The following is a 15,864-nucleotide window of genomic DNA, read 5'->3' as shown; positions in this document are numbered from 1 at the left end:
TCGAAAAATGCGTGTGCTGGCACACGCCATGCTTATTGCTTATGCGCCGCGACAACCGTTGTGCAAGTGTTTTAGGACTGCTCCGATGGGGTCTTTCTGACATACATCAGATGATGGTGCCATCAAAAACACTCTTGGGCAGTTGTCATGCACGGGCATCCCACCGACAAACTCGTCGCCGGCGCAATCGTCGGCGCAATCATCACCGCGCTTCTCGTTGTGCTGCTGGTCTGGGCCGATTTCCCGTCTGATCGCCATTACGGCGCACTCGTCCGGCTAGCCGTCCCGGCCCTGATTTCGGCGTGTCTGTTGTTCCCGCGCCCGCTACTGCACCGGACGGTGCTGCGCGAGCGGCGCGACGCCGGCATGCTCGACGAAGACCTGAATCTGCTGCTCGTCGGCCGCGCGCTCGGGCTGGTTGGCGGCCTGATCTTCGGAATCTCGCTCGCTTCCGAAATCCTCTGACGCCGCGCGCGGGCGCGCGCCCGGCTTAGAGAAACGGCTTGCCGTCCACCTGCTCGTAGACGGCGTTGCCGTCGTCGTCTTCAAACTGCTCGAGGTAATTACGGGCGCCGCACAGCGGACACCGGAACAGGGGCCCTTGGCCCTCGTTCTTGATCACCACCTCGCTTTGCTCCCACGGGGTGCCGCACGACTGATTGCGGCAGACGAATGTGCTCGACATGCAAACTCTCCTTGCTGTTACGGGTGCAAAGCCTACAGCATGCGCGCCGTGCGCGCCGCATTTTTCCGCACGCTGATCCCCCCAGGGCGGCCCTGTTGTTCCTCTACTGTTCATTTTCTGAACAGCGTTGCGCCGTGCTGTTCCGCCGCGGCACAACAAACGCATGCGCGCTCGAATCGCGAAGCAGCGCCTGAAGCCGTTTTTTCGCCCCGACGATCCCTCAAACGCCCGCCGCACCGTGATTGCGTGCTCGCTGGCATGGTTCTGGCGTTAATGCGCTCCGGTTGCGCGGCGGTCAGCACCATCGAGACCCGCGCCCTTCCATATCGATAGAGACAAGCGAGGAGCACGCAGATGAATCACGCGGACATGCAGTTTCTGAGCACCGAATTCCCCTACAAGAAGCAGTACGGCAACTTCATCGGCGGCGAATGGGTGGCGCCGCTCGGCGGCGAATATTTCGACGATATCTCGCCCATCACCGGCCATCCGTTCACCTCGATTCCGCGCTCACGCGAAGCCGATGTCGAACTCGCACTCGACGCCGCGCACAAGGCCAAGGCCGCGTGGGGCAAGGCCTCGTCGACCGAGCGCGCCAACGTGCTCAATCGCATCGCCGATCGCCTCGAGCAGAACCTGCAAAAGCTCGCAGTCGCCGAATCCATCGATAACGGCAAACCGCTGCGCGAGACGCTAGCCGCCGACATTCCGCTCGCCATCGACCATTTCCGCTACTTCGCGAGTTGCGTGCGCGCGCAGGAAGGTGGCATTTCGGAGATCGATCACGACACCGTCGCCTACCACTTTCACGAGCCGCTAGGCGTGGTGGGCCAGATCATCCCGTGGAACTTCCCGATCCTGATGGCCGCCTGGAAGCTCGCGCCCGCGCTCGCCGCCGGCAACTGCGTGGTGCTCAAGCCCGCGGAGCAGACGCCGGCGTCGCTGCTCGTGCTCGTCGAACTGATTCAGGACCTGCTGCCGCCGGGCGTGCTCAATGTGGTGAACGGTTTCGGCCTCGAGGCTGGCAAGCCGCTTGCATCGAGCCGCCGCATCGCCAAAATCGCGTTCACCGGCGAGACCACCACGGGCCGCCTGATCATGCAGTACGCGAGCCAGAACATCATTCCCGTGACGCTGGAACTGGGCGGCAAGAGCCCGAACATCTTCTTCGCCGATGTGCTCGACCACGACGACAGCTACTTCGACAAGGCGCTCGAGGGTTTCGCGATGTTCGCGCTTAACCAGGGCGAGGTGTGCACCTGCCCGTCGCGCGTGCTGATCGACGAGAAGATCTATGACCGCTTCATGGAGCGCGCGCTCAAGCGCGTGGCCGCGATCCAGCAGGGCCACCCGCTCGACCCGAAGACGATGATCGGCGCGCAGGCCTCGCAGGAGCAGCTCGAGAAGATCCTGTCGTATGTCGACCTCGGCAAGCAGGAAGGCGCCCAATGCCTGATCGGCGGCGAACGCAACAAACTTGCCGGCGAGCTCGGCGACGGCTACTACGTGAAGCCCACGGTCTTTCGCGGCCACAACAAGATGCGCATTTTCCAGGAAGAGATCTTCGGCCCGGTCGTTTCGGTGACGACCTTCAAGACCGAGGAGGAAGCGCTGGAAATCGCCAACGACACGCTTTATGGTCTGGGCGCCGGTGTCTGGACGCGTGACGGCACGCGCGCGTATCGCTTCGGCCGCGAGATTCAGGCTGGGCGCGTGTGGACCAACTGCTATCACGCGTATCCGGCGCATGCGGCGTTCGGCGGCTACAAGCAGTCGGGCATCGGCCGCGAGAACCACAAGATGATGCTCGACCATTATCAGCAGACGAAGAACCTGCTCGTCAGTTATAGCGACAAGCCGCTGGGCTTCTTCTGATTCTGATTCTGATCGCGATCACGATCGCCGGGCAGCCAGGCCGACTTGAGTGAGCAGCCTTCCCGCCCGGCCTGGCTCCGAAGCAAGGAGAACCGTCATATGGTTGCACGCGTTACCGCAACAGCAGCCGCGCTCGCCTTGATCGCACAGCTTGAACGCGAGCACGGCTCCCTGCTGTTTCATCAATCGGGTGGCTGCTGTGATGGCAGCGCGCCCATGTGCTTTCCCGTCGGCGAGTTCATGGTCGGCAGCGCCGACGTGCAACTCGGCGAGATCGGCGGAATGCCGTTCTATATGACCGAAGCGCAGTTCGAGTACTGGCAGCATACGCAGCTCATCATCGACGCGGTGCCGGGCAACGGCGGCATGTTCTCGCTGGAGCGGCCCACCGGGCTGCGCTTTCTCACGCGTTCGCGGCTTTACGACGATGACGAGCGCGCGTGGCTCGACACGCATCCGGTGAGGCGGGTCGGCCTGTGAACCTCCGCGAACTCTAACGACGCCTGCATCTGGCGTGCCTGATCCGGGAAAGAACGTCTCTCGAAACGCAGTGCTATCTTGAAGCGGATGAACCTGCGCGGCCGGCGCGGCCGTCGAACCTGGAGACGCCATCATGCAACACCGCGAAGTAAAAATCCTCACCCTCGATCAGCTAGACCTGCTTGCCGTCAGCCACGTGGGTCCGTACATGAAGATTGGCGACGCGTTCTATACGCTCGCGCAATGGCTCGGCGAACGTCAGGTGCGCACCTCGGGTGCGCGCATGGTCGGCATGTTCTACGACGATCCCAACCAGGTCGAAGCATCGAAGCTGCGTTCGAAAGCGGCCATTCATCTGGAGCAGCCGACGGACGTCGACGTCATCGCGCCCGTCGAGAAAATCCATCTGCGTGGCGGCGAGCACGCGATGCTGCTGCACAAGGGGCCGTATGAGGGTCTCGGCGACGCGTGGATGTGGTTCTACAACGACTGGCTGCCGAAGTCCGGGCGCAAAGCCGATTTTTCGATGCCCTCGGTCGAAATCTATTTGAATACGCCGGATGAAGCTGCGCCCGAAGATTTGCGTACGGAGTTGTATATCCGTCTGATTTGATCGGCTTCGCTCGACGCCGCTGGTCCATTCCAGCGGCTCCTGCAGCTTCTGGCGCGACGGTTCTAAGGTTTTTTTAATTTATGTATACGTAAACGTAGTAATAGTTAACAAGCCCCTGGGTTTCCTGTGGATAACCGGGAAAAACTATTGAGTAAACAAGGTTGTGGGAAATTCATAACCCTGCGGGCGTTTCAAGGACAACGCCGGACTGCTGCTAACAACTTTTCCCCGTTTTTCCGCGCGGCAAAGTTATCCCCGATTCGTGCACAGTGATTTCCAGGGCTTTTCCTTGGGTTATCCGCAGAGGTCTGTGGATAGTTGCCGTGGGAGACACGACCGGCTCCCCGCGCGTAGGCCGCTTGTTCAAAATCAATTCGAGAGCGCCGCGACGCCGCGACAATGTGCGGCTCCGCATCTTCACGCCTCATCGTGCCGGACCTGCATCGCCAGCCGGAGCGCAACGGCGTTTCCAACCATGGCAACCTCCAACACCGGGGCGTCCGGCGCGCTTCTCCCCGGCGACACGTTCGCAACCGCCGAGGCCGCCTGGCATCGCGGCGAGACCGAAGCCGCACGCGCCATGTGCGAGCGGCTTGTTGCCGCGAATCCTGACGATGCCAATGCCCTGCATCTCGCCGGCCTGCTCGAACTGGGCCGGGACCGTTCAGCGGCCCGTGCATTGATTAGCCGCGCGCTCGCAGTGCGCGAGAGTCCGCTTTTTCTCGTGAGCCTGGCCCTGACTTGCCAGTCCGCTGCCGAGCGCAGCATTGCGATCCGCGCGTTGGGCCGCGCGATCGAGTTGAGGCCGGATTTCCCCATCGCGCTGAACAATCTCGGTCACCTTTACGGAGAGCAGGGAGACGCTGCTCAGGCGTCGCGACTGTTCGAACGCGCGATTGAGCTGGCGCCCGATCATGCGGGCATCCACTTCAACTACGGGGCCATGCTGTTGAACGCGGGTGAACCGGCGCGCGCCGAAGCGGTGCTGCGACGCACAGTTGAAATCGCGCCGACTCACGCGAATGCCTGGAACAACCTTGCCAAAGCCCTGCTGGCGATGAATCGCAACACCGAAGCGCGGGTCGTTCTGGAGCACGCGCGCCTGCTCGCGCCGGACTCGGTCGAAGTGCTCACGAATCTGGGCTGTGTCTTGTGGGGAGCGGGCCATATCGACGAGGCGAAGTCGACACTCGAACGCGCGCTCGAGCTTGACCCGCACCGGGTGTCCGCATGGAACAACCTCGGCAACGTCTTCATGAGCCGCGGCCGCATCGACGAAGCACGGGCGGCGTTTTCCCGCGCCATCGAACTGAAGCCCGATTTCGCTGACGCGCACATCAATCTCGGCAACGCCATGAGCAAGAGCGGCAGTATCGAGGCGTCCATCGCGTGCTATCGCCGGGCGATGGCGTGCGATCCCGCCAATATCGGCGCGAACAGCAACCTGCTATTCGCACTGATGTTCGCAGCCGACGACGCTCACGCAGTTCGCGCGGAGGCAGAGAAGTTCTCCGCGCGGCACGAGGCTGCGCTGCTCGCCGCGAGTGCGCACGTACACCATGCGAATGCGCCGGAGCCGGACCGACCGCTGCGAATTGGCTATGTCTCGCCCGATTTTCGCAACCATTGCCAGTCGCTCTTCACGACACCGCTATTGCGTCATCACGATCACACGGCGTTCGAGGTCGTCTGCTATGCGTTGAGCGCACAGCGCGACGACGTGACCGAGCGCCTGATGAAGCACGCGGACATATGGCGCGACGTGCGTGAATTCGACGACGCGCGCCTTGCACAGCAGATTCGCGACGATCGGATCGACATACTCGTCGACCTCACGATGCACATGGGGGGTGCGCGGCGCCTGGTGTTCGCGCGGCGGCCCGCGCCGGTGCAGGTCGCGTGGCTCGCCTACCCTGGGACGACGGGCAGCCCGTCGATCGGATGGCGGCTCACCGACCCGTGGCTCGATCCTGTGGACATGCCGCACGTCGACGACCAGTACACCGAACGGTCACTGCGCCTGCCCGATGCGTTCTGGTGCTACGACGCACTTGCTCCGGAGCTGGATCCGGGGGCGCTACCGGTACTTTCGGCGCATTCGGCTGGGCACATCACGTTCGGATGTCTGAACAACCCCTGCAAACTCACCGACGCAACGCTGGCGCTCTGGTCCGGGGTGTTCGCCGCGCTGCCCCATGCGCGTCTCATCCTGATGGCGCCGCCCGGCAGCGCGCGCGAACGGCTGGAGACGCGTCTTGCGGCCCATGGCATCGACGCTGCCCGCGTGCGCTTCGTCGGCTTTCAGTTGCGCGAGGACTATTTGCGCACCTACCACCAGATCGATATCGCGCTCGACACGTTTCCGGCCAACGGCCATACCACGAGTCTGGATGCCTTCTGGATGGGCGTACCGGTGCCTACGCGTTATGGACGCTCGGCGGTAAGCCGTGCGGGGCTCTGCCTGCTCGCCAATCTGGGTTTATCGGAGCTTGCTGCGCAGAGCGATGTTGACTACGTCGCTATCGTGATAGCGCTCGCACGCGATCTGCCGCGGCTCGCCGCGCTGCGCGCGGGTTTGCGCGAGCGCATGCAAGGTTCGCCGCTCATGGACGGAGCGCGCTTCGCGCGGAATATCGAGGCGGCGTATCGGAGTATGTGGACGGCATGGTGTGAGGATGCCCGCTTCAAACGCTCGCCAGGCGAGGACTAAAAAAGAAAAAGACCCATAAGTTTTTCAACCTATGGGTCTTCGATTCTCAGCTTATGCGTCGATCAACACAACCGATCAAACATCAATATTCCCCGCCCGCAACGCATTGCTCTCAATAAACGCCCGACGCGGCTCAACATCATCGCCCATCAGCGTCGTGAAGATGCCATCGGCAGCAATCGCATCCTCAATCTGCACGCGCAGCAAGCGGCGCACAGCCGGATCCATCGTCGTTTCCCAAAGCTGCCCGGGGTTCATCTCGCCAAGCCCCTTGTAACGCTGCTTCGAGACATTGCGCTCGGCATCCGCGATCAGCCACTTCATTGCGCTCTTGAAGTCGGTGACGGCCATGCTGCGCTCGCCGCGCTTGATGAACGCGTTCTTGCCGATCAAGCCCTTGAACGTATTGGCCGTGTTCACGAGTTGCTGATAATCGGCGGTGAGCTGGAATTCCTCGTCGATGACCGAGACCTTCACGTTGCCGTGATGGCGGCGCTCCACGCGCAGCGAACGTTGCTCGCGCACCGAGTCGTACATCGGCACCACCGTGACTTCGGGCTTCAGCGGGTCGTCACGCAGTTGCGCTTCGAGCGCGCGCGCCGATACCTCGGTCGATGCTTCGCTCGACAGATCGATCGCCACGCCGTCCATGATCGCTTCGAGCGCGCGCACGTCGTACAGGCGGCTCAGGCGATCCACCACGCCGCGCGCGAGCTGGTACGAGCGCGCGAGTTCGCCGAGTGCGTCGCCCGAGATCGGCGTCGCGCCTTCGTTCGGCACGAGTTCCGAGCCTTGCAGCGCGAGACGCAGCATGTGCGCGTTGAGATCGGCGTCGTCCTTGAGGTAACGCTCGTCCTTGCCCGCCTTGAGCTTGTAGAGCGGCGGCTGCGCGATGTACACGTAGCCGCGCTCGATCATGTCCGGCATCTGGCGATAGAAGAACGTGAGCAGCAGCGTACGGATGTGCGCGCCGTCCACGTCCGCGTCGGTCATGATGATGATGCGGTGATAGCGCAGCTTTTCCAGGTTGTAGTCGTCCTTGCCGATGCCGCAGCCAAGCGCGGTAATCAGCGTGACGATCTGCTCGCTGGAGAGCAGCTTGTCGTAGCGCGCTTTCTCCACATTGAGCACCTTGCCGCGCAGCGGCAGGATGGCCTGGAACTTACGGTCGCGGCCCTGCTTGGCCGAGCCGCCCGCCGAGTCACCCTCGACGATATAAACCTCCGACTTCGCCGGGTCCTTCTCCTGGCAGTCCGCGAGCTTGCCCGGCAGGCCCACGCCGTCGAGCACACCCTTGCGGCGCGTCATTTCGCGCGCCTTGCGCGCAGCGTCGCGCGCGCGCGCGGCGTCGACGATCTTGCCGCAAATGGTCTTGGCGTCGTTCGGCGTTTCCAGCAGGAACTCTTCCAGCGCCTTCGCCACGACTTCTTCCACGGGCGCACGCACTTCCGAAGAAACCAGCTTGTCCTTCGTCTGCGAGCTGAACTTCGGCTCCGGCACCTTCACCGAAAGCACGCACGACAGGCCTTCGCGCATGTCGTCGCCCGAGGTTTCGACCTTGGCCTTCTTCGCGATTTCGTTATCGGCGATGTACTTGTTGATCACGCGCGTCATGGCCGCGCGCAGACCTGTAAGGTGCGAGCCGCCGTCACGCTGCGGAATGTTGTTCGTGAAGCACAGCACGCTTTCGTTGTAGCTGTCGTTCCACTGCATCGCGACTTCCACGCCCACGCCGTCCTTCTCGCCCTGGATGTAGAAGATGTTCGGGTGCAGAACGGTCTTCGCCTTGTTGATGTATTCGACAAAGCCCTTCACGCCGCCCGCGAACGCGAAATCGTCTTCCTTGCCCGAGCGCTGGTCGGTCAAGCGAATGCGCACGCCGTTGTTCAGGAACGAGAGTTCGCGAATGCGCTTGGCGAGAATGTCGTAGTGGTATTCGACACTGCCGAAGATGGTTTCATCGGCCATGAAGTGCACTTCGGTGCCGCGATTCTCGGTGTCGCCGAGCAGTTGCATCGGCGACACGGTGTAACCGTCGCGCTCTTCGAGCACGCGGTTCTGCGGCACGCCACGGTGGAACTCCATGAAGTGCTTCTTGCCGTTGCGGCGCACCGTGAGGCGCAGGAAGCTCGACAGCGCGTTCACGCACGACACGCCCACGCCGTGCAGGCCGCCCGAGACCTTGTAGCTGTTCTGGTCGAACTTGCCGCCCGCGTGCAGCTCGGTCATCACGATTTCGGCGGCGCTTCGCTTCGGATCGTGCTTGTCGTCCATCTTCACGTCCGTGGGAATGCCGCGGCCGTTGTCGGTGATCGAGATGGAGTTGTCCGCGTGAATCACCACGTGGATGTCGTTGCAGTAGCCGGCGAGGGCTTCGTCGATCGAGTTGTCGAGCACTTCGAAGACGAGGTGGTGCAGACCGGTGCCGTCCGACGTGTCGCCGATGTACATCCCGGGCCGCTTGCGCACCGCTTCCAGTCCTTCGAGGATCTGGATTGACGCGGCGCCATAGCTGCTGTTGTCGGGTTGCGAGTTGTTCGTATCAGTCATGGATTTTTTCCGGTTCTGCGTACTGCCTGTGTTACTGCTCGAGACTTTTTCGAAAAGCCATAAAAACGCCAAAGGGGCGCAGCGCCCCCTGGTGTTCTTCTTCTGTCGCGTTTTTTAGATGCGCATCGGCATCACGACGTATTTGAATTCCTCGTTTTCGGGAATCGTGATGAGCGCGCTGGAGCTGGCGTCGCCGAGGCTCACTTCCAGCGTGTCGACCTTCAGGTTCGCAAGGACGTCGAGCAGATACGTGACGTTGAACCCGATGTCGATGGTGTCGCCCTGGTAGGCGATTTCCAGCTCTTCCTGCGCCTCTTCCTGGTCAGCGTTGGTCGACATGATCTTGAGCTGGCCCGGCTCGATGATGCAGCGCACGCCCTTGAACTTGTCGGACGTTAGAATCGCCGCGCGTTGCAGCGAGCGTTGCAGTTCTTCGCGGCCGATCTGGAAGGTGTTCTTGTGCGCCTTCGGAATCACGCGCTGGAAGTCGGGGAACTTGCCTTCCACGAGCTTCGAGACGAGTTCGACCTGACCGAACGTGAACTTCACCTGCGTCGAGCCGATGTCGATCTTCAGCGAATCGTCGATGTCTTCGAGCAGGCGCTGGAGTTCGAGAATGGTCTTGCGCGGGATGATGACTTCCTGGCGCGCGAACGAACCTTCGATCTTCATCGACGAGAACGCGAGGCGGTGGCCGTCGGTGGCCACGGCCATGAGCTGGTCGCCGTCCACCACCAGCAGCATGCCGTTCAGGTAGTAGCGGATGTCCTGCTGCGCCATGGCGAAGTAGACCATGCCGAGCAGTTGGCGGAAGGTTTTCTGCGGCACCGAGAGGTTCGCGCCGAAGTCCTTGGCCTGCGCCACCGTGGGGAACTCGTCCGCGGCGAGCGTTTGCAGGGCGAAGCGGCTCTTGCCCGACTGCACCGTGAGGCGCTTGTCGGCGAGCGTGAGCGTGACCTGGCCGTCGGGCATCGCGCGCAGGATGTCGAGCAGCTTGCGCGCGGCGACGGTAGTGGCCACCTGGTCGTTGCCGACGCCGAAGTCGGCGGTCGTGGTGATCTGCAACTCGAGGTCGGTCGACAGGAACGAGACGTCGGAACCGGTTTTGGTGATCAGCAGATTGGCGAGGATCGGCAACGTGTGGCGGCGTTCGACAATGCCGCTCACCGTTTGTAGCGGCCTCAGCAGGTTATCGCGTTCGGTCTTGACCAGTTGCATAGAGTTCCTTCGTTGATGTGACGGTCTGCGCACCCCGCCCAGGGTCGGCATCCGGCGTTCACTTGGTGTTCACCCGGTGCCACAAACCCTGGAGCCGCCCTGCAGCGCAGGCCGCGGCGTGAAAGCCGCGCGACGGCCTCGCCGCCGCGCGGATAAACCCATATTGTGCCTGAAAACGGACCGCTCCCCTAAATTGGGGGCGATCCGCGAAATAAACAGGTCGCGCCGCCGAGGTCGAGCCGTGCCGGTGGCCCCGGCCCGTCAGCCCTTGAGGGTCTGCTCGAGCACGTGCAGCTCGTGGTTGAGCTGGGCGTCCTTGGTGCGCTCATCGGCAATCTTGCGCACGGCGTGCAGCACCGTCGTGTGGTCGCGTCCGCCGAACAGCTCGCCAATTTCCGGCAGGCTCTTCTGCGTGAGCTCCTTGGCCAGGTACATGGCGATCTGGCGCGGCCGCGCGATGTTCGCGGGGCGCTTTTTCGAGTACATGTCCGCGACTTTGATGCTGTAGAAGTCGGCCACCGTCTTCTGGATGTTTTCCACCGAAATCTGGCGGTTCTGCACCGTCAGCAGGTCCTTGAGCGCTTCCTTGGTCAGCTCGATGGAAATTTCGCGGCCATGGAACTTCGAGTACGCGAGGATCTTGCGCAGCGCGCCTTCGAGTTCGCGCACGTTCGAGCGCAGGTGCTTGGCGACGAAGAACGCCACGTCCTCGTTCAGGCTCACGCCTTCCGACTGCGCCTTGCGCATCAGGATGGCCACGCGCATTTCCAGCTCGGGCGGCTCGATCGCCACGGTCAGGCCCGAGTCGAAGCGCGAGATCAGGCGGTCGTCGATACCCGAGATTTCCTTCGGATACGTGTCGCTCGTGATGATCACCTGCGCCTTGTTGGCGACCAGCGCCTCGAACGCATAGAAAAACTCTTCCTGCGTGCGCGACTTGCCCGAGAAGAACTGAATATCGTCGATCAGCAGCAGGTCGAGCGAATGGTAGTAGCGCTTGAAGTCGTCGAATGCCTTGCGCTGGTACGCCTTCACCACGTCGGAGACGTACTGCTCCGCGTGGATGTAGCGGATGCGCGCGCCCGGCTTGTCGATCAGGAGCTGGTTGCCGATCGCGTGGATCAAGTGAGTCTTGCCGAGGCCCACGCCGCCGTAAAGAAACAGCGGGTTGTACGAGATGCCGGGGTTGTCGGCCACCTGGATGGCCGCCGCACGTGCGAGCTGGTTTGCCTTACCCGTCACGAAATTGTCGAACGTGAGCACCGGATTGAGCTTCGAGCGCTCATAAGTGGGGTCGGGCTCACCATTCGATGCAGCCGCGGCAGCCGCACTTTGGCCGGGCCGCCAGCCACGGCGGCCTGCGGCGGCTTCGTTGGCGTCGAGGCTCGGCAGATCGAGGTCGGCTGCGTCTTCGGCGCTTTGCGCGGCAGCGTGCGACATGCCGGAGAGACCCGCCAAAGTCGCCGCGCCCGGGCTTGCCTGGGACATGGCGGCTTGAGCGGCGCGACCGACGACATGGGCGGCTTCAGTCTGCATGGCGGCCGCCAGCGGCGCGCGCGGTGCCGGTGCGCTGGTCGCCAGCGGCGCGCGCATGCCTGCCTTCGGGTCGAGGACGAACTGCACGTCGACGGGAGCCTGCCAGAAATCGCGGGCCATATCAGTGATGCGGCCCGAAAACTGGCTCTTGACCCAGTCGAGCTTGAATCGGTTCGGGGCGGCGATCTGCAGCGTGTTTGCCGCAGCATCGAAGGCAACCGGGGCCAACGGTTTAATCCACGTCACGTACTGCTGGGGCGTCAGCTCGCGCTCCAGTAGTGCGGAACAGTGTTGCCAGAATTCGTTCATCGAGTTGCTGTGGTCGTTTTGTTTGCATACATTGCTGCCGCGCCGTTCATGTCGCACAAATGCAACGAGGCCCTGACGGGACGACAACAAATGCTCCGGACGCCCGCGCGGCAAGGGTTTTGCGGCAAGCAGGCGGGCCAGAGCGGCATGCAGGATTCTTGGGATAGCCGAGATTCTAACGCCGAAATCCCCTTCCCTGGAAGTTATCCACAGGGACGGATCAACGCAGCGCGCAGTGGTCCGCTCATTTGGCGACAGAACACCGCCAAGGGGAATTCGAACGTCGCGATGCTCTAACCTATTGACGGCCAACGAAAATCGGGATTAAATAGCGGGTTCCGCGAAAACCAATCCCTTGTACCACCGGCCATTGCTTTTTCCGCGATGCTCGCCGCGGTCAATTCTCAACAAGTGAGAGCAACATGAAACGTACTTACCAACCTTCCGTTACCCGTCGCAAGCGTACCCATGGCTTCCGCGTGCGTATGAAGACCGCCGGTGGCCGCAAAGTGATCAACGCGCGCCGTGCGAAGGGCCGCAAGCGCCTCGCCATCTAAGGCGTGCTGCTTTCCAGTTTTGTCGATAGCACCGCTATCAGCAGAATCGACCACCATCGAAGATAGCGGGCCTGACGTGAAACTGTCGGAACAAGCGGACGACGCGCGCACCACCTTGTTGCGAACGCAGACCGCTTTCCCGAAAGCCGCAAGGCTACTGAAAACGGATGAGTTCTCATCCGTTTTTCGTTTGCGCCCCTGGCGCCGCACCGAGCACTTCGTCGTGTACGGACGGCCCACCGGCAAGGACGCGCGGCTTGGACTCGTGATCGGCAAGAAGTACGCGCCGCGCGCGGTCACGCGCAACCTGGTGCGCCGCATCGCCCGCGAGGCGTTTCGCGTGCGCCGCGCGCAGTTCGAAGGTTTCGACCTGCTGCTGCGCCTGCACACGAAATTCGATCGCAAGGCCATGCCGGGTGCCTCGTCGCCGCCGCTCAAGGCGTTGTGCCGCACCGAAATCGAGGCTTTGCTCGAGAAGGCGGCTCGTGAAGCCGGGAAGCGCCGCATGCATGAGTCCGGGCCGCAGGTGCCTGATCGGCCCGCCGGCTCATGAGCACGGTGCACGAACCCGGCAGTCCCGCTGTGCGGACCGCGCCCGACGGCACGGCCCGAGGTTCGTATTCCCATGCGGAGCTGTCCGGCCGCCACGCCATGCAAACGGTACTGATCGCTTTACTGCGCTTCTACAAGCTTGCCGTGAGTCCTCTGCTCGGCAACCGGTGCCGCTTTTACCCTTCCTGTTCGGATTACGCGCGCGAGGCAATCCAGTATCATGGCGCCGCGCGTGGGACTTACCTTGCCGCGAAGCGGCTGTGCCGCTGCCACCCGTTTTCAGCGGGCGGCGTCGACCTGGTTCCCCCTGCACCCCCGAAAAAGCGCTGACGCGCCACTCCATCGACACTGAGACAACGCATGGATATCAAACGCACCGTCCTATGGGTCATCTTCTTCATGTCAGCGGTCATGCTGTTCGACAACTGGCAGCGCGACCATGGACGCCAGTCGATGTTCTTCCCGAGCGCGACGCAAACCCAGCAGAACGCAGCCAGCGGCGCCTCGCCGACTAGTTCGGCCAACGCAGCTAACGCCGCCTCCGACCTGCCGGCAACGAGCGCAGGCCAGGCGCCCGCGACCACGGCCCAGCCTGCCGAAGCAGCCGCACAGCTCGTGCACTTCCGCACCGACGTCTATGACGGCGAGATCGACACGCGCGGCGGCACGCTCACGAAGCTTTCGCTCGTGAAGGAAAGCGCCGACGGCAAGAGCCCCGATCAGTACATGACGCTGTTCGACCACACCAAGGACCACACGTACCTCGCGCGTACGGGCCTGCTGGGTGGCGACTTCCCGAATCACAACGACGTGTACACGGCCGTCAACGGCCCGCGCGAGCTGAGCGGCGACGCCAACTCGTTCCAGATCAGCCTCGAGTCGCCTGAAAAGGGCGGCGTGAAGGTCACCAAGACCTACACGTTCACGAAGGGCAGCTATGTGATCGGCGTGGACACGAAGGTGCAGAACGTCGGCGGCACGCCCGTTTCGCCCACGCTCTACATGGAGCTCGTGCGCGACAGTGAGCCGGTGGAAACGCCGCGTTTCTCGCATACCTTCATTGGCCCGGCGGTGTACTCGAACGAGCATCACTTCCAGAAAATCTCGTTTAGCGACATCGACAAGAACAAGGCTGACTACGTCAACAAGGCCGACAACGGCTGGATCGGCATGGTGCAGCACTACTTCGCGACCGCGTGGATTCCGCAGCAAGGCGCCAAGCGTGACATCTACGTCGAGAAGTTCGACACGAACCTCTACCGCGTTGGCGTGAAGCAGCCGCTCGGCACGATCGCGCCGGGCGCGACCGACAACGTGCAGGCACGCCTCTTTGCGGGTCCGGAAGAGGAGCGCATGCTCGAAAGCATCGCGCCGGGTCTGGAACTCGTGAAGGACTACGGCTGGGTGACGATCATCGCCAAGCCGCTGTTCTGGCTGCTCGAGAAGATCCACAGCTACGTGGGCAACTGGGGCTGGGCAATCGTGCTGCTCACGCTGCTCATCAAGGCCGTGTTCTTCCCGCTCTCCGCCGCGAGCTACAAGTCGATGGCGCGCATGAAGGAGATCACGCCGCGCATGCAGGCGTTGCGCGAGCGCTTCAAGAGCGACCCGCAGAAGATGAATGCGGCGCTCATGGAGCTCTACAAGACCGAGAAGGTGAATCCGTTCGGCGGCTGTCTGCCGGTGGTGATCCAGATTCCGGTGTTCATCTCGCTGTACTGGGTGCTGCTCTCGTCGGTGGAAATGCGTGGCGCGCCGTGGATTCTCTGGATTCACGACCTCTCGCAGCAGGATCCGTTCTTCATCCTGCCGGTCCTGATGGCCGTTTCGATGTTCGTGCAGACCAAGCTGAACCCGACGCCGCCGGACCCGGTCCAGGCCAAGATGATGATGTTCATGCCGATCGCGTTCTCGGTCATGTTCTTCTTCTTCCCGGCCGGCCTCGTGCTCTACTACGTCGTGAACAACGTGCTGTCGATCGCACAGCAGTACTACATCACGCGCATGATGGGCAAGAACAAGGCCGCTCCGAAGAAGGACGCTGCCTGATCATTGTGGCGGCGCTGAACTTGCCGCCCTCGCCTCTTAACGAGGCGTGCAAAAAATAAAGCCGCCCGGCTCAAACCGGGCGGCTTTTTTGTTGCTTGCGCTGCGAAAGCGCCTCTCGCATGCGGCGTTTTGTCCGCTTGCCGCGCCAAAGCGCGATCAGGCGATACTGGTAGCTAGAGCTTCTTGCCGGTGCCGTAGAACTGCGAAACCAGCTCTTCAACCAGATAACGGTGATGCACGCTCAACGCCTCGATCTTCGAAGCCAGTTCGAGTGTTTCCTCGGAAAGCGGATATTTTTCGTCGGGCTTGCGTGGCGAGGGAACGGCACCCGTGACGTTACCCGGCGACGGTCCGTAATGGAGCCAATGCACATCCACGTCGAACCACTTCGCAAGCGTGTCCAGTTTGTCACTGGTGGGAATGGTGCGGCCGCTCAGCCACTTGTGAGCAGTTTGTGGAGATACAGGCAGCTCGCCGTGATGGCGCAGGTTGAACTTGTTCGCGAGGTCGGTGCTGCCACGCAGCTTTTCAGGGGCGCGCTTCATGGCGAACTTGAGACGTTCGGAAAAAGCGGCTTTTTCTTCGATGGTCGGCATGTTTCAAATTGTGCAACCAGCTTTCACCGAAGTTAGCAACCAATTAGGCGATACATAGCTTATAAAAGCTATGTATCGCCTGAAGATGCAGGCAGCGCAAGAATGTTGCGGCATCGTTAGATGCCCATTCCAAT

General features: G+C 62.1%; 14 protein-coding genes. 9 read left to right on the top strand and 5 right to left on the bottom strand.

Annotated features, from left to right (window positions below):
• The first annotated feature begins 147 nt into the window (after positions 1-147).
• Positions 148-465, top strand: a complete 318-nt coding sequence (locus tag HV773_RS05895) for a hypothetical protein (RefSeq protein WP_129560862.1) — start codon at positions 148-150, stop codon at positions 463-465.
• A gap of 25 nt (positions 466-490) precedes the next feature.
• Here the strand turns inward: HV773_RS05895 and HV773_RS05890 are convergent, their stop codons facing one another.
• Positions 491-685 carry a hypothetical protein gene (locus HV773_RS05890; RefSeq protein WP_129560861.1) on the bottom strand — a complete coding sequence of 65 codons (195 nt, stop codon included), beginning with the start codon at positions 683-685 and terminating at the stop codon, positions 491-493.
• A 354-nt stretch (positions 686-1,039) separates the two neighbouring features.
• On the opposite strand from HV773_RS05890, the gene adh reads away from it, so the two are divergent.
• The 4 genes from adh to HV773_RS05870 all read left to right on the top strand — a co-directional run bounded on the left by adh (position 1,040) and on the right by HV773_RS05870 (position 6,363).
• A complete protein-coding gene (adh, locus tag HV773_RS05885) occupies positions 1,040-2,560 on the top strand; it encodes an aldehyde dehydrogenase (protein WP_129560860.1) in 1,521 nt (506 codons plus the stop codon).
• Between the two features lie 99 nt (positions 2,561-2,659).
• Positions 2,660-3,040 (top strand): DUF779 domain-containing protein, encoded by a 381-nt coding sequence (locus HV773_RS05880; protein ID WP_129560859.1) that lies wholly within the window; start codon positions 2,660-2,662, stop codon positions 3,038-3,040.
• Between the two features lie 133 nt (positions 3,041-3,173).
• Positions 3,174-3,653 (top strand): AraC family transcriptional regulator, encoded by a 480-nt coding sequence (locus HV773_RS05875; RefSeq protein ID WP_129560858.1) that lies wholly within the window; start codon positions 3,174-3,176, stop codon positions 3,651-3,653.
• Positions 3,654-4,128: 475 nt separating this feature from the next.
• Entirely contained in the window at positions 4,129-6,363 is a 2,235-nt protein-coding gene (locus HV773_RS05870; RefSeq protein ID WP_129563239.1) for an O-linked N-acetylglucosamine transferase, SPINDLY family protein, read from the top strand.
• A 75-nt stretch (positions 6,364-6,438) separates the two neighbouring features.
• Here HV773_RS05870 and gyrB read toward each other — a convergent pair whose 3' ends face one another.
• The 3 genes from gyrB to dnaA form a co-directional block, all read right to left on the bottom strand.
• Positions 6,439-8,913 carry a DNA topoisomerase (ATP-hydrolyzing) subunit B gene (gene gyrB / locus HV773_RS05865; RefSeq protein WP_129560857.1) on the bottom strand — a complete coding sequence of 825 codons (2,475 nt, stop codon included), beginning with the start codon at positions 8,911-8,913 and terminating at the stop codon, positions 6,439-6,441.
• 114 nt (positions 8,914-9,027) lie between these two features.
• Complete coding sequence (gene dnaN, locus HV773_RS05860) at positions 9,028-10,131, bottom strand: DNA polymerase III subunit beta (protein WP_035523302.1); 1,104 nt, start codon at positions 10,129-10,131, stop codon at positions 9,028-9,030.
• Between the two features lie 261 nt (positions 10,132-10,392).
• Positions 10,393-11,976 (bottom strand): chromosomal replication initiator protein DnaA, encoded by a 1,584-nt coding sequence (gene dnaA, locus HV773_RS05855; protein WP_129560856.1) that lies wholly within the window; start codon positions 11,974-11,976, stop codon positions 10,393-10,395.
• Positions 11,977-12,398: 422 nt separating this feature from the next.
• Between dnaA and rpmH the strand changes: the two genes are divergently transcribed.
• The 4 genes from rpmH to yidC all read left to right on the top strand — a co-directional run bounded on the left by rpmH (position 12,399) and on the right by yidC (position 15,134).
• Complete coding sequence (gene rpmH, locus HV773_RS05850) at positions 12,399-12,533, top strand: 50S ribosomal protein L34 (protein ID WP_004198824.1); 135 nt, start codon at positions 12,399-12,401, stop codon at positions 12,531-12,533.
• 76 nt (positions 12,534-12,609) lie between these two features.
• Positions 12,610-13,086 carry a ribonuclease P protein component gene (gene rnpA, locus HV773_RS05845; RefSeq protein WP_227875337.1) on the top strand — a complete coding sequence of 159 codons (477 nt, stop codon included), beginning with the start codon at positions 12,610-12,612 and terminating at the stop codon, positions 13,084-13,086.
• A gap of 98 nt (positions 13,087-13,184) precedes the next feature.
• Positions 13,185-13,415, top strand: coding sequence for a membrane protein insertion efficiency factor YidD (yidD, locus tag HV773_RS05840; RefSeq protein ID WP_043287862.1), 231 nt, complete (start codon positions 13,185-13,187; stop codon positions 13,413-13,415).
• Positions 13,416-13,445: 30 nt separating this feature from the next.
• Positions 13,446-15,134 (top strand): membrane protein insertase YidC, encoded by a 1,689-nt coding sequence (gene yidC, locus HV773_RS05835; RefSeq protein ID WP_129563238.1) that lies wholly within the window; start codon positions 13,446-13,448, stop codon positions 15,132-15,134.
• A gap of 173 nt (positions 15,135-15,307) precedes the next feature.
• Here the strand turns inward: yidC and HV773_RS05830 are convergent, their stop codons facing one another.
• Complete coding sequence (locus HV773_RS05830; RefSeq protein WP_129563237.1) at positions 15,308-15,730, bottom strand: transcriptional regulator; 423 nt, start codon at positions 15,728-15,730, stop codon at positions 15,308-15,310.
• Positions 15,731-15,864: the final 134 nt, after the last annotated feature.

Source organism: Paraburkholderia caffeinitolerans, assembly GCF_902859945.1.
In the GTDB taxonomy this organism is placed as follows: Bacteria; Pseudomonadota; Gammaproteobacteria; order Burkholderiales; family Burkholderiaceae; genus Paraburkholderia; species Paraburkholderia caffeinitolerans.
The sequence above is the reverse complement of the archived record's forward strand: the minus strand, read 5'-3'. Positions and strand labels throughout refer to the sequence as shown.

Coding starts and splice junctions, on each gene's coding strand:
- HV773_RS05875 (WP_129560858.1), top strand. CDS start 3,174: ATGCAACACCGCGAAGTAAAAATCCTCACCCTCGATCAGCTAGACCTG.
- yidD (WP_043287862.1), top strand. CDS start 13,185: ATGCAAACGGTACTGATCGCTTTACTGCGCTTCTACAAGCTTGCCGTG.
- HV773_RS05895 (WP_129560862.1), top strand. CDS start 148: ATGCACGGGCATCCCACCGACAAACTCGTCGCCGGCGCAATCGTCGGC.
- dnaN (WP_035523302.1), bottom strand. CDS start 10,131: ATGCAACTGGTCAAGACCGAACGCGATAACCTGCTGAGGCCGCTACAA.
- HV773_RS05890 (WP_129560861.1), bottom strand. CDS start 685: ATGTCGAGCACATTCGTCTGCCGCAATCAGTCGTGCGGCACCCCGTGG.
- HV773_RS05870 (WP_129563239.1), top strand. CDS start 4,129: ATGGCAACCTCCAACACCGGGGCGTCCGGCGCGCTTCTCCCCGGCGAC.
- dnaA (WP_129560856.1), bottom strand. CDS start 11,976: ATGAACGAATTCTGGCAACACTGTTCCGCACTACTGGAGCGCGAGCTG.
- adh (WP_129560860.1), top strand. CDS start 1,040: ATGAATCACGCGGACATGCAGTTTCTGAGCACCGAATTCCCCTACAAG.
- HV773_RS05880 (WP_129560859.1), top strand. CDS start 2,660: ATGGTTGCACGCGTTACCGCAACAGCAGCCGCGCTCGCCTTGATCGCA.
- gyrB (WP_129560857.1), bottom strand. CDS start 8,913: ATGACTGATACGAACAACTCGCAACCCGACAACAGCAGCTATGGCGCC.
- HV773_RS05830 (WP_129563237.1), bottom strand. CDS start 15,730: ATGCCGACCATCGAAGAAAAAGCCGCTTTTTCCGAACGTCTCAAGTTC.
- yidC (WP_129563238.1), top strand. CDS start 13,446: ATGGATATCAAACGCACCGTCCTATGGGTCATCTTCTTCATGTCAGCG.
- rpmH (WP_004198824.1), top strand. CDS start 12,399: ATGAAACGTACTTACCAACCTTCCGTTACCCGTCGCAAGCGTACCCAT.